This window comes from Phycisphaerae bacterium (assembly GCA_019636475.1).
GTDB lineage: Bacteria > Planctomycetota > Phycisphaerae > UBA1845 > UTPLA1 > JADJRI01.
Genome location: JAHBXN010000004.1, coordinates 279270 through 295514, shown reverse-complemented (window position 1 = coordinate 295514; position 16245 = coordinate 279270). Strand labels below are relative to the sequence as shown.

Annotated in this window: 12 protein-coding genes and 1 tRNA gene; 4 read left to right on the top strand and 9 right to left on the bottom strand. The window is 60.0% G+C overall.

Annotated features, from left to right (window positions below; all coding sequences use genetic code 11):
* Window positions 1–38: 38 nt before the first annotated feature.
* Complete coding sequence (locus KF841_08655; protein MBX3395425.1) at window positions 39–1514, bottom strand: hypothetical protein; 1476 nt, start codon at window positions 1512–1514, stop codon at window positions 39–41.
* A gap of 210 nt (window positions 1515–1724) precedes the next feature.
* Window positions 1725–1955: a hypothetical protein gene (locus KF841_08650; GenBank protein MBX3395424.1), complete on the bottom strand. Its 231-nt coding sequence runs from the start codon at window positions 1953–1955 to the stop codon at window positions 1725–1727.
* A 415-nt stretch (window positions 1956–2370) separates the two neighbouring features.
* Here KF841_08650 and KF841_08645 point away from each other — a divergent pair, with 415 nt between their 5' ends.
* On the top strand, window positions 2371–2964 hold the full coding sequence (locus tag KF841_08645) for a DUF2062 domain-containing protein (GenBank protein MBX3395423.1): 594 nt from the start codon (window positions 2371–2373) through the stop codon (window positions 2962–2964).
* Here the strand turns inward: KF841_08645 and mutM are convergent.
* The 3 genes from mutM to ilvC all read right to left on the bottom strand — a co-directional run bounded on the left by mutM (window position 2943) and on the right by ilvC (window position 5145).
* Entirely contained in the window at window positions 2943–3779 is an 837-nt protein-coding gene (gene mutM / locus KF841_08640; GenBank protein MBX3395422.1) for a bifunctional DNA-formamidopyrimidine glycosylase/DNA-(apurinic or apyrimidinic site) lyase, read from the bottom strand. The two genes, KF841_08645 and mutM, sit on opposite strands and share 22 nt — an antisense overlap.
* Window positions 3780–3910: 131 nt before the next feature.
* Window positions 3911–3983 (bottom strand) — tRNA-Ala (locus KF841_08635).
* 124 nt (window positions 3984–4107) lie between these two features.
* Entirely contained in the window at window positions 4108–5145 is a 1038-nt protein-coding gene (gene ilvC / locus KF841_08630; protein MBX3395421.1) for a ketol-acid reductoisomerase, read from the bottom strand.
* Window positions 5146–5264: 119 nt separating this feature from the next.
* Between ilvC and KF841_08625 the strand changes: the two genes are divergently transcribed.
* From KF841_08625 to KF841_08615, 3 genes are all read left to right on the top strand, one after another.
* Window positions 5265–6128, top strand: coding sequence for a hypothetical protein (locus KF841_08625; protein MBX3395420.1), 864 nt, complete (start codon window positions 5265–5267; stop codon window positions 6126–6128).
* Window positions 6125–6973, top strand: coding sequence for a hypothetical protein (locus KF841_08620; GenBank protein MBX3395419.1), 849 nt, complete (start codon window positions 6125–6127; stop codon window positions 6971–6973). Before KF841_08625 ends, KF841_08620 begins: the two co-directional genes overlap by 4 nt.
* 153 nt (window positions 6974–7126) lie before the next feature.
* The gene (locus KF841_08615; protein ID MBX3395418.1) at window positions 7127–9457 is read left to right on the top strand and encodes a tetratricopeptide repeat protein; all 2331 of its coding nucleotides are present in this window, start codon (window positions 7127–7129) and stop codon (window positions 9455–9457) included.
* 21 nt (window positions 9458–9478) lie between these two features.
* On the opposite strand, the gene rfbD is transcribed toward KF841_08615, so the two are convergent.
* From rfbD to KF841_08595, 4 genes are all read right to left on the bottom strand, one after another.
* The gene (gene rfbD / locus KF841_08610; GenBank protein MBX3395417.1) at window positions 9479–10336 is read right to left on the bottom strand and encodes a dTDP-4-dehydrorhamnose reductase; all 858 of its coding nucleotides are present in this window, start codon (window positions 10334–10336) and stop codon (window positions 9479–9481) included.
* Between the two features lie 160 nt (window positions 10337–10496).
* Window positions 10497–11405 (bottom strand): methylenetetrahydrofolate reductase [NAD(P)H], encoded by a 909-nt coding sequence (metF, locus tag KF841_08605; GenBank protein ID MBX3395416.1) that lies wholly within the window; start codon window positions 11403–11405, stop codon window positions 10497–10499.
* A gap of 168 nt (window positions 11406–11573) precedes the next feature.
* Window positions 11574–15053: an efflux RND transporter permease subunit gene (locus tag KF841_08600; protein ID MBX3395415.1), complete on the bottom strand. Its 3480-nt coding sequence runs from the start codon at window positions 15051–15053 to the stop codon at window positions 11574–11576.
* Between the two features lie 9 nt (window positions 15054–15062).
* Complete coding sequence (locus KF841_08595; GenBank protein ID MBX3395414.1) at window positions 15063–16175, bottom strand: efflux RND transporter periplasmic adaptor subunit; 1113 nt, start codon at window positions 16173–16175, stop codon at window positions 15063–15065.
* Window positions 16176–16245 lie beyond the last annotated feature (70 nt).

Here is a 16245-nt window from a genome sequence, read left to right as displayed (position 1 = left end):
CAGGACCGATTCCGTGGCGCCCGAAAATTCGAACGAGTTCAGGGAGAAGGATTCCCCATCGCCTTCAACGCGTCACGCAACGCCTGCGGGGACCAACTGATCACAACATAGCCCTTGGTGACCTTGAGTGCCGGACCGAGGATTCCAGCCTGAAGATACCAGACTTCATCATCGTCACGGCGAACGCGCACCCGCATCAGTGAATTGCCCCCCCGTTTCGCCACGTCGTCCAGATACTGGCCCCATGTCGACAGGATCGCATCAACGGCGACTTTCACCGCCTTCTCATTCTTAACCTGAATCGCCATGGTGTACGCAAGCGGAATTTCAAGAGGATGCGGCGGATAATCGAACAGGACAATGTACTCGCCGACATTGTTCAGCAGGTTGGCGCTCAGATCGATTCCGACCTCCTGTTCAATTCGCTCCCAGATCTTCGTCCACTCCTCAATATGCTGCTGGGACTGGGCCGCAAGCCACGCCCGGGGCACATTATCCACAAGCCAGCCGGACGGCACTTTGATCACCGCGAAGTGTCTCGCTTCCCGCGGAACGATGTTGGTTTGTGCACCGGGGAAGGTGGCCGGATCGCTGTATTCCTGAACCGAATCGACTCCGTTTCGACGGTAACATCGGTAACAGGACAGCGCCCGACCTTCGATGCCGACGGTCCAGAGGTCGTTGCTCAGGTGGTCCGCCGATAGCGCGGCAATCACATTCTCATGGCGTCCGCGAGCCACTTCATTCAGTCTCGACTCGATTCGCTCAAAGGCGATCGTCCATTTGACGTGAGCTGCGTCGGCCTTTGTCTTCTTGGCCGCCATGCGATACCAGTCGTCCACGGTGAGTGACTCTGAAGGATTCGCGTAGGTTTTTGCGATCTTCTGGAATGATCCCGCGCCAAAGCTCACAACGTAGAAATCGCCGAGCCGGCCCCATTCCCAGATCGCCCATCCCGGCATCCGTTCATCAACTAGCCGCTGATACTCGAAGCCGTTCGCCTTCTCCGTCGTCAGTTCCGCGACCTGGTTGTTTGTGTAACGACCGACGATGCGATTGAGCTGCTGCAACACCGGCCGGTCATCGCCGGAAGTTCGAAACACGATCGCCGCCTGCATATTCCGCAGCCGAAGACTCACGCGGGGGGATTCTTCGGGAGTCCTGCCGGGACGCCGGATCACTTTGCTCGAAACGTCCAGAAGAACCAGGGCATGCTCATACCGGCCCATGAGAGGCAGCGCAGTCGCGATGTCAGCGAAGACCTGGCCCTCATCCGGAATCAGTCCGCTCGAGTTCAGCATGGACAGAATCATGGCAATCGACACACCCTGCGAAGGTTGCGTCGTTGCCGAATTTGCATCGCCGGAATACGGCCGTGCCATGTAAACGATCAGGTTATCGACGGGCACCGTATCGGTGATGGGGCGCGGTTCAGCCGCATGGCCCGGAACGGTCGCCATCAAGAGCGGCGAAAATACACAGACGATGACTGATTCGAGTCGGATTCGATTCATGACTGGTTCAACGGCTGCCCGGAAGATCGTTCACGACCGGATCCAAATCATAGCGTTCCGAGATCGAATGCACCATGCCGGCAGCGCGCGAACCGCACGGCGCGCAATCCCGCGGATAGCACTCGAATCGGTGAATTTGCGGGGAGAATAGGGAAATACTTCCGGAAGGCGTCGGGAGATGCGGGCCTCGACGACCTGCCGCCTCGTCGATCAGCGACCCCAGAAGCTCTTACGAGCCGGAGGATTCGGCTTCGCGGCCGCGGCTTCCTGCTTGTACCGAAGGAGCGTCGTCTGATGATGATGCTGAGCCTCTTCAATCAAACGCTGAATACGGGTCATGTCTCGCTGCTGTTCCGGCGTCATGTGCTTTGCGAGTTCATGATGAAGACGCTTGGTCATATCAAGCGCCACCGTCAGCGGCATGGGTGAAGAATGCATCATTTCTGTAATATCCTCCGGGCAACTCGACGCAGATCGTCCGGAGTCGCTCCTCATCAGCTTGTAGGCCGCCGTCAGGCGGATCAGGGGTGTCGCAGTCGCCGGGGTGACCGGCGAGTGGGCTTCCGTGCCGTTGCTCTCAACATATTAGGCGGGCACTTGGTACATTTCAGCGAGGACGCACTAAGCACGCCTTCGGCGTACATTGCGTTACAAGGTATAAATAGTGAACTTTCGTGACATTGTCAACGTCGACTGAGGGAAAGGCTGCGCGGCAGGCCACTGAATTCGCGGCTCGGTCGCCACAATTGACAATACAACGCTATCATGCCCCGATAATCGCCGGACTGACGCGGGAGCATCAGTCGTGTCGAACAGCGACTGACCAATGGACGACCGAAGGGAATCCGCTCGCTTGGTGAATACCCCCCTACAATCCGAAGCGTTGCCGAGCCTGTGGCACCGCCTGAAACGCACGATCACGCTTCGAATTCTGCATCTGGACGACACCCCGCATCGAATCGCATTCGGCGTGTTTCTCGGATTCGTGGTCGGGTGGTCCCCCACGATGGGCGCCCAGATCCTTCTGTATTTGTTCTTCGCAACCATCCTGAGGGCCAATCGAGCATCGGGGATTCTGCCGGTGCTGATGACCAACCCCATTACCGCCGTACCGGTCTACGTATTCAACTGGCGCGTCGGGAGATGGCTCATCGGCCTGTTCAGTCACAAGGTCGCATATGATGTCGCCGCCGCCGAAGCCGCCGAGCGAGAAAAGATCAACCGTTTCTTTGACGAGTTCAGCTTCACCCGGCTCTTCGAGGCCGAAACTTGGTCGAAAATCGGACCTGCCATCAAGGCGATGGGGGTTGAACTCGTCGTCGGCTGCCTCGTGATCGGGCTTATCTGCGGAATCATCGGCTATATCGCGACCTATTTCGGCGTAAAGGCCTACCGCAGACACCGCGAACTGGCACACCATCGCCCGGATCACTCCGCGCCGACGGACTGACAACGCGCACAGAAATGCGTCGAGCGCCCCGCCGACATCTTCCGGACGATCGCCGCACCACAACGAGGGCAGGGCAGCCCTTCCCGTCCGTACACGCGATGTATCCGCTGAAACTCACCCGCGCGCCCATCCGAACGAACGTAATCGCGCAATGACGACCCGCCAAATTCGATCGCCTTGCGCAGAACCTTGCGGATGCTGCACGCCAGCCGCCTCACATCCGGCGTCGCAAGACCGCTCGCCAGTGCGTCCGGATGAATCTTCGCGTCGAAAAGCGCCTCATCACAGTAGATATTGCCAAGACCGCAGATCGCCGATTGGTCGAGCAGCAGCGCCTTGATCCGCTTCGCACGGCGGCAGATTCCAGAAAACTCGGATGCCGTCACATTCAGTGCGTCCGGTCCGAGTCGCGGAATTGCCACTGAGGAACCGAATTCCCCGGGCTCCACCGCGGGCGGCCAATACCAGACCCCTCCGAATCGACGAGGATCGCGAAGTCGAAGTTCATCCGCGCGAGACTGGAAACGCATCACAAAATGGGTGTGAAGTGCCACCTCTGAGGCACTCTGCTCAATGGTCAGGCGTCCGCTCATTCCCAAATGAAGTACGCATCGCGCACCGTCGACGAGCGAAAGGACAATCCACTTGCCCTCCCGGCTTACCCCCGCGATCCGCCGCCCGGTCAGCGCTCGATGAAGGTCCGTCTCGGATGTCCGAAGATAATCCGGTCGAAGTTGAATCGAGCGTATCACCGCCTCGACGAGCCTCGGTCGGATTTCCGCGACAATCGTCTCGACTTCAGGAAGTTCGGGCATGATGAATCGACCCGGCGCGGCAGGCACACCGCGCGCTGAAATGGAACAGTGCTGTCATTCTTCAGGAATCAATCCGACGGCGGGAAGCTGTTGTGGAACGGCCGCTCGGAACGCCGGCCCGAATAAGTCACTGGAGACGATGGGGCTCGAACCCACGACCTTCGCATTGCGAACGCGACGCTCTCCCAACTGAGCTACGTCCCCTGAACTCGATGATTCGTCATAATATCACACCCGCTCGGCCACGCAAGCCGATTGTAACTCACGGCGCTCCGGAGGGACCGACCTCGCCGGCGGGCCAACGCCTGACGCCTGTTCCGTCGTATCCTCAAAACTCATGCCTGGCGGATACACCTCCCAAAACCGAATCCGGCTTCGGGATCGCCTTGGCCGACAACTCACGGATCCTTTTTCCGACGGCTTCCGAGCAATGCATCGCTTCCGCTTCTTTCAGCGCATTCAACCGATGCCGACCGCTGACGTGCTCCGATACCCACTCCCTGGCAAAACGCCCGTCACGGATCTCAGCCAGGACGCGCCGCATTTCATCTTGAACTCGCCCATCAATCAGGCGAGGCCCGACCCGCAAACCGCCGTAACAAGCCGTCCCGGAAATTCGCGAACGCATCGCGGCCAATCCGCCGGCATATTGCATGTCGGTGATCTGCTTCAGCTCGTGAACGCATTCGAAGTATGCCAGTTCCTCCGGTAAGCCGGCCTCAACAAGAATATCGAACGCGGATTTCATCAATTCAATGACGCCGCCGCACAGCACGGTTTGTTCGCCGAACAGGTCCGCCTCACACTCCTGCGCGAAAGTCGCTTCCAGCATTCCCCCCCGCCCGCCGCCAATGCCGCAACCCCACGCCAGCGCGATGTCGCGCGCCTGGCCCGTCGCATCCTGGTGAACGGCCAGCAGGCAGGTCAATCCGCCGCCGCGGCGAAAGACATCCCGCACGAGCGGCCCCGGGCCTTTCGGTGCGATCATCACGACGTCCACCTCGGGCGGTGGTGCGATCAATCCGAACCGAATCGCAAATCCGTGTATGAACCCCAGCGCCTGACCGGCCCGCACGTTCGGCCGAATGTCCGATTCGTATATCAGCCCCATTTGTTCATCCGGCAGTCCGAAGATGAGCAGATCGCCCCGGCTGACCGCTTCCGATATGGACATGACGTCAAAACCATCAGACCGCGCACGGTCGGCATTTCCGCCCTCTCGCTGCCCCACGACCACCACGTATCCGGAATCACGAAGGTTCTGCGCATGAGCCTGTCCCTGGCTCCCGTAGCCCAGCACGGCGATCGTCCGATTAAACAGTATCGCCCGATCGGCGTCTGATTCGTACATTACATTTAATGGCATTGGGAACTCCAATCGATCTGCGACGGCGATGGTTTGCTTCGCTCCGTCACCGAATACAGTGTATTCGCGTTGCATTGATGCCGCATGGTCCCTTCGCGAAGAAGTGCTATGATTAAGCCATGAGTCCGTACGACGATGCTGCGATTGACCGGGCCTTCGAAGCCACCACCCCTCCGCAACGACGGTCCCATAGATGGTATTTCCTGATCGGGCTCAGCCTCGCCGCGCTGTTTATTCCGGCACTCCGGGGCGACGATCTCGGTCTGCCGCGCGGGTCGGTCATCATCGTCCCGTCGATCATTGCGTTCTCCATCATGTCGATCGTCGCGGCGATCACACGGCGGCGGCGACGGCGGCGAGCCGAAATCGTCACGGCATGGGATGCCGTCCAGCTCGAGGATTGGCAGGCAGCCGAATCGGCACTGCTTCCCAACCTGGCAACTCCGATCCACTCACCAATCGATCGCTGCCAGGCGTTTATCGCGCTGGCGGCGCTGGCTGAGCAGCGACGAAACTACGATGCCGCGATTCGAATCTATCAGCAGCTCCTGATTGATCGAATCGGCGATCCGGTTCAATTGCAGCATGCCCAGATATCGATGACCACCGCCAAGATCCGGAACGAGGAACTCACGGACGGCCTTCAGATGCTGGATCGCCTGGAGCGCTTTGAGATGCCACAGGCATTGAAGGCCTTCGTCGCATGGACGCGGCTCTACCAGCGCGTCTTCATGGGGCAATTCGAGGACGCCGTCGCGGGCCTGGCAGAAGCCCGCGCCCTCTTTCGGCGGTTTCTCTCCACAAAAGCTGGATATGCCTATGCCCTTATCGCGACCGCAATGCACCATCTGGCTCGCCACGATGTCGCAGCACGATACTGGCTCGATGCCACCACGCTCGTGTCCAGCCAGAGACTCATTCAGGAGTATCCGCTGCTCGCACCCGTGGCCGGAACCTATCCCGCCGCGGAGCATCCTCTATGACCGGTGAAATGTCACAAGACTTCATGCGCTCTATCCGACGGCAGGTGCGGTTCTCAACCTTGATGCGCCTCGCCCTGCTTCTGATTATCGCGAGCGGAATTGTCGCGACGCCCTTCTATTCCAGTGGCAACCGGCCGCTTGACCTGCTTTGGGCCGCATCGGCTTTCGCGGGGCTGACGTGGATCGGACTCACCGCACTGTCGATCAAGCAGATCCGAGCGGCCAATCAAGGCATCGTCTACATGGCCAACGGCCGTCTCGATCTCGCCGAGGAACAACTCATCAGCGCGGCGAGCCAGTTCAGCCTCTATCGCATTGGAAAGCTCCGAGCGTGCCACAATCTGGCGGTCGTCGCGCACAGCCGGGGCAGTTTCGACGAAGCCGCAGCCCTGCTCGACGGAGTCATCGCAATGCTCCGTGGTCCCGATCGATCGCTCGGCAAGACATCGAGGCTCGTGCTGGCGGATTGCCGTCTGTCACTCGGCAGTCCCGACATCGCGGCCGAAGTGCTGAAGCCGGTCATCTCACAATTCGATGAGATGCCGCTGGCGGAACAGCTCCTGCTGCTGCCGATCGAGACTCGATGCCAGGTCGCAACCGGTGACTATGACGCGGCCCTGAACAATCTCGCCGAAAGGGTTCGCCGAGCCGAGTTGCTCGATTCACCCCGAGCCGCTCAGGTGCACGCCCTGTTGGCGGAAGCCTGCCGCCGAAAGGGACGTCAGGCTGAAGCGGCGTTTTTCATGCGGCGTGCCCAACTGTACGCCGACCTGTCTGACCTCGCAGAGGAGCGTCCAGGCTTGCGAGATCTGGTCTTTCCCGATACAAGTGCCGATAATATCTAAGCTGGAACACTCCGGTTTGGAGTTCCCGCCGATGCCGGTCGCTCCATGCCGACCGGAATACGACGTTCGTCGTAATCCGCTCGGATCGATCCACCGGTCGATCGATCGGGCATCGCTATGCACAAAACGTCATCACCGCTGGAGAAGCACTTGATGCGTCCGACCCCATTTCTCCTCTTTGTCGCACTCGTCCTCTTCCAAAGCAACTTGGCGCAGGCTGACGAGGCAGGGCAACTTACCCCGCCCCAGATCAAAGCCGCGGATCCCGAAACCCCAATTGAAACCGATCCCCAAGCCGGCGCGTGGCTCGTCGAACTGGCCCGGCATCAGGGCCATCTCATCGGCAGGACCGATCCGCGCAGCGCATCGCTTCAGGTTCTCGCGCTCCTGAAGGCGGCCGCTCAAGTCGCGCCCGAATGTGCCGACGCCCAATATTGGCTGTTCGACGTCGAGAGCCGATTGGGGCGCGTGGACAACGCCCGTCGCGCACTCAAGGAATATGTGCGCCTCTCCCCCCAGGACGATGCCGCGAGAATCCGGCTATTTCAAATCGAGCTGGCCGAGCGCCAGACGGCCGAAGCGCGCGTCGCCTTTGTCGAGAGTGAGTTGACGCAGCCGGTACTTTCTCGTGCCTACGAAAGCGAGTTGCATCGCTGGCTCGCGCGGTACTACTTCGAACGGCGCGAAAACGGATCGGCCGCCCGGCAGATCGAACAGGCGCTGCGGCTGAACCCCACCAACATCAATGCCCGTCAGATCGCATTCGAGATGTTCGCCGAGACAGAGCCCTCGCTGCAGCGCGTCGAGATGGCGTTGCAGTTGATCTCGGCCAATCCAAGCCAGACAAATCTGATCTGGGACCTGGGCGAGAGCCTGGATCGGCTTGGCATGCACGATCGGGCTCAGGAATGGTACAATCGCGCGATTCAACTCCACAGGCAGTCCAATGCCGGCCCTGTTCCCGCTGACTACTGGCACAAGCTGGCCGTCTCATATCTAAATGGCGGAGATGCCCAACGATGCCTGAATGCCGCCGACGCGGCATTGAAGGTCGATCCCAATCTGCACATCGCCCGATTGCTGCGATCCACGGCGAAGTCCCGCCTCGGTGACGAAGCCGGCGCCGCCGCCGATGTCGAATTCGTCACGCGCGCCTACGAGGCTCGAATGCAGACCGTCCTTGAGCAGAAGGACTACGCAGCGGCCGCTGAAATCGCGTGGTTTTTCGCATTCCACAAACCCGACGCCGCTCGCGCTCTCAAGTTCGCCGAGTTTGCAATGAAAGAGCCGGAGCCCAGTTCCCTCGCTCGCCTGTCCTACGGCTACGCTCTCAAGATGTCTGGCCGCAAAGATGAGGCAATGGCCGCTCTCAAAGCGCTCGTGTCGATCGACCAGCTTGCCGCCCTCGAAATCGCGCGAATTCAGTTCGAGCAGGACAAAAAAGGCGCGGCCATCACGACCCTCCACAAGGCCGCCACGCTCCAGTACGACGGCATCGCCTTCGACATGATCGCCGACCTTCTTCGAAAACATGGCGAAACACCGCCGATCCCGCCGAAGTACCAGCGTATTGCTGACGCGCTGGATCGATTCAATCGCGATGTGTTCGACTACCTGCGCCGCCCGCAGGACTTTATCGATGCATCAATGACTTTCGCCGATGATCCGCTTCCCGCCGTCGGCCCGATCCGCGTCACATTTCGCATCGAAAACGTCGGCCCCTTCCCCATCACGTTCGGTGAAGGGTATATGGCACGGCCGCTCATCGCCCTGACCGCGAAAATCAATGGCCAGGGCCGTCCCTCATTTGAAAACTACCTGCAAGTCATGTTGAATTCGCGCCCCACGCTCCTGCCCGGCGACGCGATCGAAAAGACCATTGCGATCAACGTCGGGCCCCTCCAGCAGGCTTTGTTGCAGTACTCCGGCTCACCCGCGCAGTTGCGGCTTCTCGCCGTATTCGATCCGATCATTCTGGACGGCCGGCTCTCCGCGGGGCCCGGCTCGCTCGAACTTGCGGAGATCAATGCGACGAGACCCGCGATCGACGCATCCGCCGAAGGCATCAGCACATTGACGACGATGGCGGCCTCCGCGCAGATCGAAGATCGAATCAAGGCCGCTGACCGCATTGGCGCCCTGCTCTCTGCCATCGAGGCGTCCGAGGGCAGCGGCCCGCTCGCAAAAGTGCCGGTGAATACACTGCGGTCGGAGTTGGCGAAGCTCTTGAATGACGAAGCCTGGCAGGTCCGGGCTCATGCCCTGGTCGCGGCAGGCTGGTCCACGCTCGAGCAGCGGATCATCGCCGTGGCCGCGTCACTGCGATTGCGAAACGAAATGCCGATCGTCCGAATGCTTGCCGTCAAGCTCTTTGCCGAACAGCATGGCGAGAAATTTCGTGCCGTTCTCGATCAACTGGCTGAAAATGATCCCAGTGAGCTCGTTCGAATGGTCGCCGCGAGCTATCTTCGCCCCGGCGAATAGGACAACGCCAAGCGCCAAATCCTACGTCCGAAGAAACTCCTCCAGCGCGTCCTGCCACGGCCGCGGTGTGGAGCCGGTCTCGGTGATGAATCGGCTCATATCGAGAACCGAATATTTCGGTCGCCTCGCTGGCCGGCCAAGTTCCTCCGATGTCACGGCCTCGATATTGGCGATGATGCCAGCATGACGCAGCACCTCTCCGGCCAGGTCGTGCCATGTACATGACCCTCGGTTCGTGAAGTGGTAAGTCCCTTTTGCCCGGTACTGGGCAAGTTCCCAGATCGCGTCAGCGAGATCCTTCGCGTAGGTCGGCGAGCCGACCTGGTCATTGACGACGCGCAACGGCAGTCCTTCACGCGCGCGATTCAGAATGGCCTTCGGAAAGGAGGTCCCCTCCCGACCGAACAACCACGCCGTGCGGATCACGACGGCATCAGGATGCGCCTCGCGCACACACTGCTCACCCCGCAGCTTCGACCGCCCATATGCCGAGAGATGTTCAGGCAGTCCCGGCGGCGAGTCCTCTCGGATCGGCGCATTTGCATGGCCGTTGAAGACGTAATCGGTCGAGACATGAATCAGCTCGGCATTGCATGCGCGTGCCGCCCTCGCGACATACCCCGCGCCGTCGCCATTAACGCGATGGGCATAGGCCTCTCCGGTTTCGCAGTCATCAACGCGAGTGTACGCGGCGCAGTTCACGATCAGATCAGGACGAAAGCCGTCGATGAAATCGCGAACCTGCTCTTCATCCGTGATGTCGAGTTCGTGCCGACCGCGACCGATGATCTCGGAGCAGCCCCGCATACGAAACGCCTCGACTACCGCCGAGCCGAGCAGTCCGGTTGCCCCGGTAATGAGCACCTTCTCGCACCGCATGAGATCGACCCTTCATACTCCGATCCCGGATTCTATCAATTCCGTCGATCGACTGCCCGAATAAAATCCGGATCCGGGCGCACGCCCCAAAGGGGCAAACACGAACCGTCGGCGGCCGGGCGCCAAAGGGTGACTTTGACATAAAAGAGACGCCGCCCGATCAAGCAGGTCGCATCGCTGGTGGCCAGATGGTTCGCAGGGCGGTCAGAATCGTCCGCGTCGCTGAAGACTTGTTCAGCGTATAGAAGTGTATGCCCGGTGCGCCGCGCTGGAGCAGATCGAGGCACTGAGCGGCCGCATAAGCGACGCCCTGAGACAACACGGCGTCCGCATTGTCTTTGAAACGCTCCATTTCCTTAATCAACGTCTGCGGCAAACTCGAACCGCACATCTCGGTGAATCGCCGTATCTGCTCGACATTCGTGATCGGCATGATCCCCGGAATGATGGGCACACCGATGCCCGCCTTTCTCGCGCGAGCCACAAAATTGAAATAGGCGTCGTTATCAAAGAAAAGCTGGGAGATAAGAAAGTCGACGCCAGAATCCACCTTGCGGACCAGATTGGCCAGATCGAGTTCCAGGTCGCGATGGCCGTTCTGTCCGACGCACTCGACATGGCCCTCGGGATAGCAGGCCCCGGCCACGCCAAATACGCCCTTTGATCGAACAAAGCGGACCAGTTCATTCGCGTAAGCAAAACCGTCTGACTGAGCGACGAAATGCGACTCGCCCTTCGGTGGATCACCACGAAGCGCCAGGATGTTCTCAATCCCGCCTTCGTGCAACCGCGCGAGGACGGATTCGATCTCGACACGCGAAGCGCCCACGCAGGTCAGATGAGCCATCACGTCAATGCCGTAGTGTCGCTGAATTTCTGTCACCAATCCGATCGTGCGGTCGCGCGTGCTGCCGCCCGCGCCGTAGGTGACTGAGACGAAGGTTGGATTCAGATCGCGAAGCGCGCGCACCGACTCGCGAAGGCTTTCCAGACCGGCATCTGTCTTGGGTGGAAAGAACTCAAATGAAAAACATGGGCGGCCGGCGGACAACCGTTCACGGATTCGCATGTCGGATAGAGACCTCCTCAACGCCGGGGGACGCAACTCAATTCCGATTCAGATAATCGCAGTCATTGTACTCAGGAACAGCTTCGTCGAAAGGTCGAAGCCGAAGCTTCATCGGATTCCGCCGCGCGCAATTCGGACCTTCAACGCCGAAAGGGAAGCGTCCGCCGCTCAGCGACGGGTGGACTCCAGCTCCGGCACAACAGCGGGCACCGGGACCGCCTGGCCAATCGCGGAAGGTTCGCTCGATCGAGACACGGTCGCTCCGCCGAAGAGCACGCGGCTCAGTCGGACGCGCACGCCGATAAACAGAGATAGCATCGCCGGGATGACGAAGAGCGTAAAGACCGTCGAACAAAGCAATCCGCCGAGAACTACTGCCCCAACTCCGCGATACATCTCCGCACCCGAACCGGGACGGATCACGAGCAGCAGCTGTCCCACCAGCGTCGTCAGCACCGTCATGAAGATTGGGCGCATGCGCGTTCGCACGGACTCGGTAATGGCGTCCTTCGATTCCATGCCACCACGAATGAAATTCAATGACTGGTGTACGATCAGGATCCCGTTGTTTACAACGATGCCCAGTAGAATGACAAATCCCAGAATCGTCAGCACATCTAGCTTCTGCACGGCCATGACGGGATTCGAAAGCGTCCAGCTGTGAACCAGCCAGAGACCGAAGAATCCGCCGACGACCGCGAGCGGCACGGTCAAAATGATGACGAAGGGGTACGCAAATGACTCAAACAGCCCCGCCATGATCAGAAAACAGATCAACAGAGACAAGGCCAGCAGCCATTTCAGCGAGTCCCAGGTCTGTGCCAGCTTGTCGGCATTGCCCGCGAAATTGACCACAACGGACGGATCCATGCGCGCCTTCATCGGGCCCAGACCTTCGCCGCGCATCGGCGTGATGATTTCGTCCTGAATCGTGTCAATCACCTGCTGAAGCGACATGCCCTCCGGCGGATTGACTGTCAGCTTCACCGCCGGCTGCGTTTCGATGTGCCGTATCTCCTCCGGCGCAAGCGTGTTCACCACGCCGCACAATGATCCCAGCGGCACGATCCGGCCGGCTGGTGTGAAGATCGGCACGGACTGAATCATGTTCGTCGCGCTACGCCCGCCGGTCGGATCCTCCGTCCCACGCACTTTGATCGACAGATCCAGACTGCGGCCCTGTTCACGATATTGCCCGACAACCCGTCCATCGCCGCAAGCGCGGACGATCGCCCCCAGATCGGCCGTTGTCAAACCGAGGTCACCGGCCTTGACGCGATCCGGTACGAGGCGATCCTCGCGACGACCCTGAGCGAAGTTTCTCGGTCCCGGTTCGACGAATCCAAATCGTTGACGACAGGCGCCCATGACCGTGGTACCAGCCGCGACGACTTTCTCGAGATTCTCTCCGCGAATCTCGATGTCCACTGATTTACTGGAGTTGCCGGAGAAAATCCCGGGTTGAAAGAAAAATGCAAAGGAATCAACGATTCCAAACTGGCTTGACGAAAGCACATTGACCAACGGCTTCACATAATCCGACTGGGTGCTGGAACAGCCCATGAAACAGCCGCCGTTGAACGCGACATAGAAGAAATCCTGGATCAGCGGCGGCGGCAGTCGCCACTCCTCAATCTCTCGCTCCAATTCAGAAATCCGCTCCTTCGCACTGCGGCGCGCCGCCCGATCGGATTTCGGATCGGTGATCGTCGCTTTCAGCCCGGCGATCTGAGCTTCGCGCTGTTTGACGGCGGTGTTCTCAACGATTTGCGACCAGTCGCGAAGCAGCTTCTCGTGCTCGGGCGTTCCGGGTTTGGTTTCCCAGAATTTCCGAATGCCGATCAGTCCTCGCGAGGGATCACCGTCCTCAATGATCTTTCCGATGTTCGCGAACTCCGGCGTGTTGTAGCCCGGCGGCGTGAGGAGAAATCCGAATATCAGATTCTTGTTGCCGGAAGGAAGATAATCAGGCTCGGGAGCCATTGCCCGACTTAGAAAAAACGACAAAAACATCGCGACGCCGACAACGCCGACCTTCGCGACGACGCGATGGTTGATCCACCGAACGATCCCCGCAACGCGGTCCGCCAGAAAGCCGCTCTGCATTTCGCTTGCAATCCTGACGCGCCCAAGCAGTCGTGAACACATCACAGGAATGACCGTCACGGACACAAGCAGCGACAACCCCACCGCACCGCAAATGGCGATCGCGATATCGCGGAACAACTGGCCGGCCTCTTCCTTCACGAAGACGATCGGCAGGAAAACGATCATCGTCGTCAGCGTATTGGCCAGCACGGCGCCCCAGACTTCGCTCCCGCCGTCCGACGCCGCCTGAATCGCGGACTTCCCCATCTCCCGATGGCGATAGATGTTTTCGAGTACAACGATTGCGTTGTCGACAACCATGCCGACCGCGAAGGCCAGTCCCGCGAGCATCACCACATTGATCGAACGCTGCGTGACCGGAATGATCAGAAACGTCCCGATCACGCAGATCGGAATCGAGACGGCCACGATGAAAGTCGCGCTGATGTTCCTCAGGAAGAGCATCAATACGACGATGGCCAGCGCGCCGCCCCAGTAGATGTTCGAGCGAACAAGGTCGATCGAACTGTGGATATAGGTGGTCTCGTCATAAACCTGCGTCATTTCGAGGTTCAGACCGCGCGGCGCGAGAATCGTCTCGTTCGCCTCGGCGATGGCTTTCTTCAATCCATCCATCGCCTCGATGACGTTCGAGCCTGTGCGACGATAGGCCGGAATGGCCATGACATACCGGCCGTTGCTTCGGACGAAGCTGTATTGCTTCTTGAACGAATCGACGACATCCGCGACGTCCCCGACGCGGATCGGGCCGCCGGGTCCGACCTCGATGACGGTTTGTCGAACATCGTCGAGAGATTCGTATCGGCCCATCGTGCGAATGACGATGTCGCGTTTCCCCTGAGCGCTGTTGCCGGCGGCCACGTTCGTATTCTGCGTGACCAGCGCTCTTTCCAATGTCCCGAAAGTCACGCCGGCCTGCGCAAGCTTGTACGGATCGACGACGACCTGGATTTCACGCTCCTTGCCGCCGAGCACCGCGACGGAAGCGATGCCGTCCACGCGCTCCAGCATCGGCTTGACGTCCTCTTCGACCAGGATCTGGTAGTCCGGGACGTAGATATCCTCGTGTTCACTGGAAAGAATGATCCACGCAATGGCTTCTTCACCAAATTCGCGGCCGCTGACAACCGTGGGATTGTCGAACTCGTCCTGCGGGATCTGGTACTTCACGCGGCGCAATGCATCAGACACATCCTGTTTGGCGATGTCCTGATTGGTTCCGACGATGAACTCCAGTTCCACCGAACCCTGGCTCTGCCGAGCGGTTCCGGTCATCTTCCGCAGATTCTGAATGCTCTTGAGCATGTCCTCCTGCTTGTCGAGGATTTCGCGCTCCACCTCCTCGGGACTTGCCCCTTCCCAGATCGTGTTGACGGTGACAATCGGCTGGTCAATCGTCGGTGTCAGTTGCACCGGCGCGCGCAGCGGCGACGGGATGATTGACGGCGGGACGATCGCCAGCAGTCCGAACAGGACCAGCAGCAGAACGCAGACCCACACCTTGACGGGATTATGAATGAAATGATCGACAAGTCTCATTGCTCTGTCTTACCCCGCCCTGTTCGAATGGGTATCGCCCGCGGCAGACTCGCGAGTTGCACCGCCCTCATCGACAACGGGCTGCGTCGCGGGTGTGTCGCTCCGGGCAGGCTGGGAAGCGGTTCTGGACATGATCACCACCGGCCCGGGCGCGTACATCATTTCGTTGCCACGTGTCACGACAATGTCACCTGCCTGCAAGCCGGGGACATCGACGGCGACACGATCGATGACTTCGGAAATGATGGTCACGGGCCGCATGTCGGCAATCGCCCCATCAACCGATTGACGAATGACAAAGATGAAGTTCATGGGACCGCGGCTGACGATGGCGTCCTTGGGGACGACGAGCCGGTTCGCGATCGGCCCGCAAGGCATGTTCCCACGCGCGAACATGCCGGCTTTGATCGCAAAATCCGGGTTCCGGATGTCGACATCCACGGAAAAGGTCCGCGCCTGCGGGTCGGCATCCGGCACCACGCGCGACACCCGGCTCGCAAATTCCCGGCTTAGCGCATCGATCGAAACCGTCACCTCGACGCCGACTTCGTTGAAATCGATATATGCTTCGGGCACATTCAGCCGCACCCGAGCCGTGGAAAGGTCGATCAACTCCACGACCGGGCCGCCCTGCTGAACCCATTCGCCCAACTCGGCACGCCGCGTCACCACAAACCCATCGAACGGCGCTCGGACTTCGGTGCGGGCGAGCGAGTCGGACAGCCGCTGGCGGACGGCATCCGCTGCCGCCGACGACGCTTCGGCCTGGGCCACGCGCGCCTGGGCCGCGTCAAGATCGGCCTTCGCCACGACGCGCTCCTTCTCCGCCGTGTCCCTCAGGTTTCGAATTCGATTTTCCTCGAAGTTCGCCTTGTCCAGTTCGGCCCTGGCGACGGCGAGCACGGCCTGTGCGTCCGCGTACCGCGCTTCGGCCTCCAGATAGGCGAATCGATGCTGTGCATCGCGAAGACGGCAGATCACATCACCTTTTCGGACGTAGTCGCCGCGGCTGACCGGAAACTCAATGGCCCAGCCCGAAACCTCGGCAGCCACGGTGGCACGGCGTTGAGGAACGACCGTGCCGACCAGCCGGGTCGTCGGCGCAATCTTTTCCTCTTTCACGGCCGCGACCTCTACCCGGGTCGGTCCAAATTGGCCGAAAACCGGCTCTCCATTGAAGGCCAACGCGGCC

What these genes read in the sequence shown, in the direction of transcription:
- KF841_08655 (MBX3395425.1), bottom strand. Translation starts at nt 1,514, where the DNA reads ATGAATCGAATCCGACTCGAATCAGTCATCGTCTGTGTATTTTCGCCG.
- KF841_08650 (MBX3395424.1), bottom strand. Translation starts at nt 1,955, where the DNA reads ATGATGCATTCTTCACCCATGCCGCTGACGGTGGCGCTTGATATGACC.
- mutM (MBX3395422.1), bottom strand. Translation starts at nt 3,779, where the DNA reads ATGCCCGAACTTCCTGAAGTCGAGACGATTGTCGCGGAAATCCGACCG.
- ilvC (MBX3395421.1), bottom strand. Translation starts at nt 5,145, where the DNA reads ATGCCATTAAATGTAATGTACGAATCAGACGCCGATCGGGCGATACTG.
- KF841_08625 (MBX3395420.1), top strand. Translation starts at nt 5,265, where the DNA reads ATGAGTCCGTACGACGATGCTGCGATTGACCGGGCCTTCGAAGCCACC.
- KF841_08620 (MBX3395419.1), top strand. Translation starts at nt 6,125, where the DNA reads ATGACCGGTGAAATGTCACAAGACTTCATGCGCTCTATCCGACGGCAG.
- KF841_08615 (MBX3395418.1), top strand. Translation starts at nt 7,127, where the DNA reads ATGCGTCCGACCCCATTTCTCCTCTTTGTCGCACTCGTCCTCTTCCAA.
- rfbD (MBX3395417.1), bottom strand. Translation starts at nt 10,336, where the DNA reads ATGCGGTGCGAGAAGGTGCTCATTACCGGGGCAACCGGACTGCTCGGC.
- metF (MBX3395416.1), bottom strand. Translation starts at nt 11,405, where the DNA reads ATGCGAATCCGTGAACGGTTGTCCGCCGGCCGCCCATGTTTTTCATTT.
- KF841_08600 (MBX3395415.1), bottom strand. Translation starts at nt 15,053, where the DNA reads ATGAGACTTGTCGATCATTTCATTCATAATCCCGTCAAGGTGTGGGTC.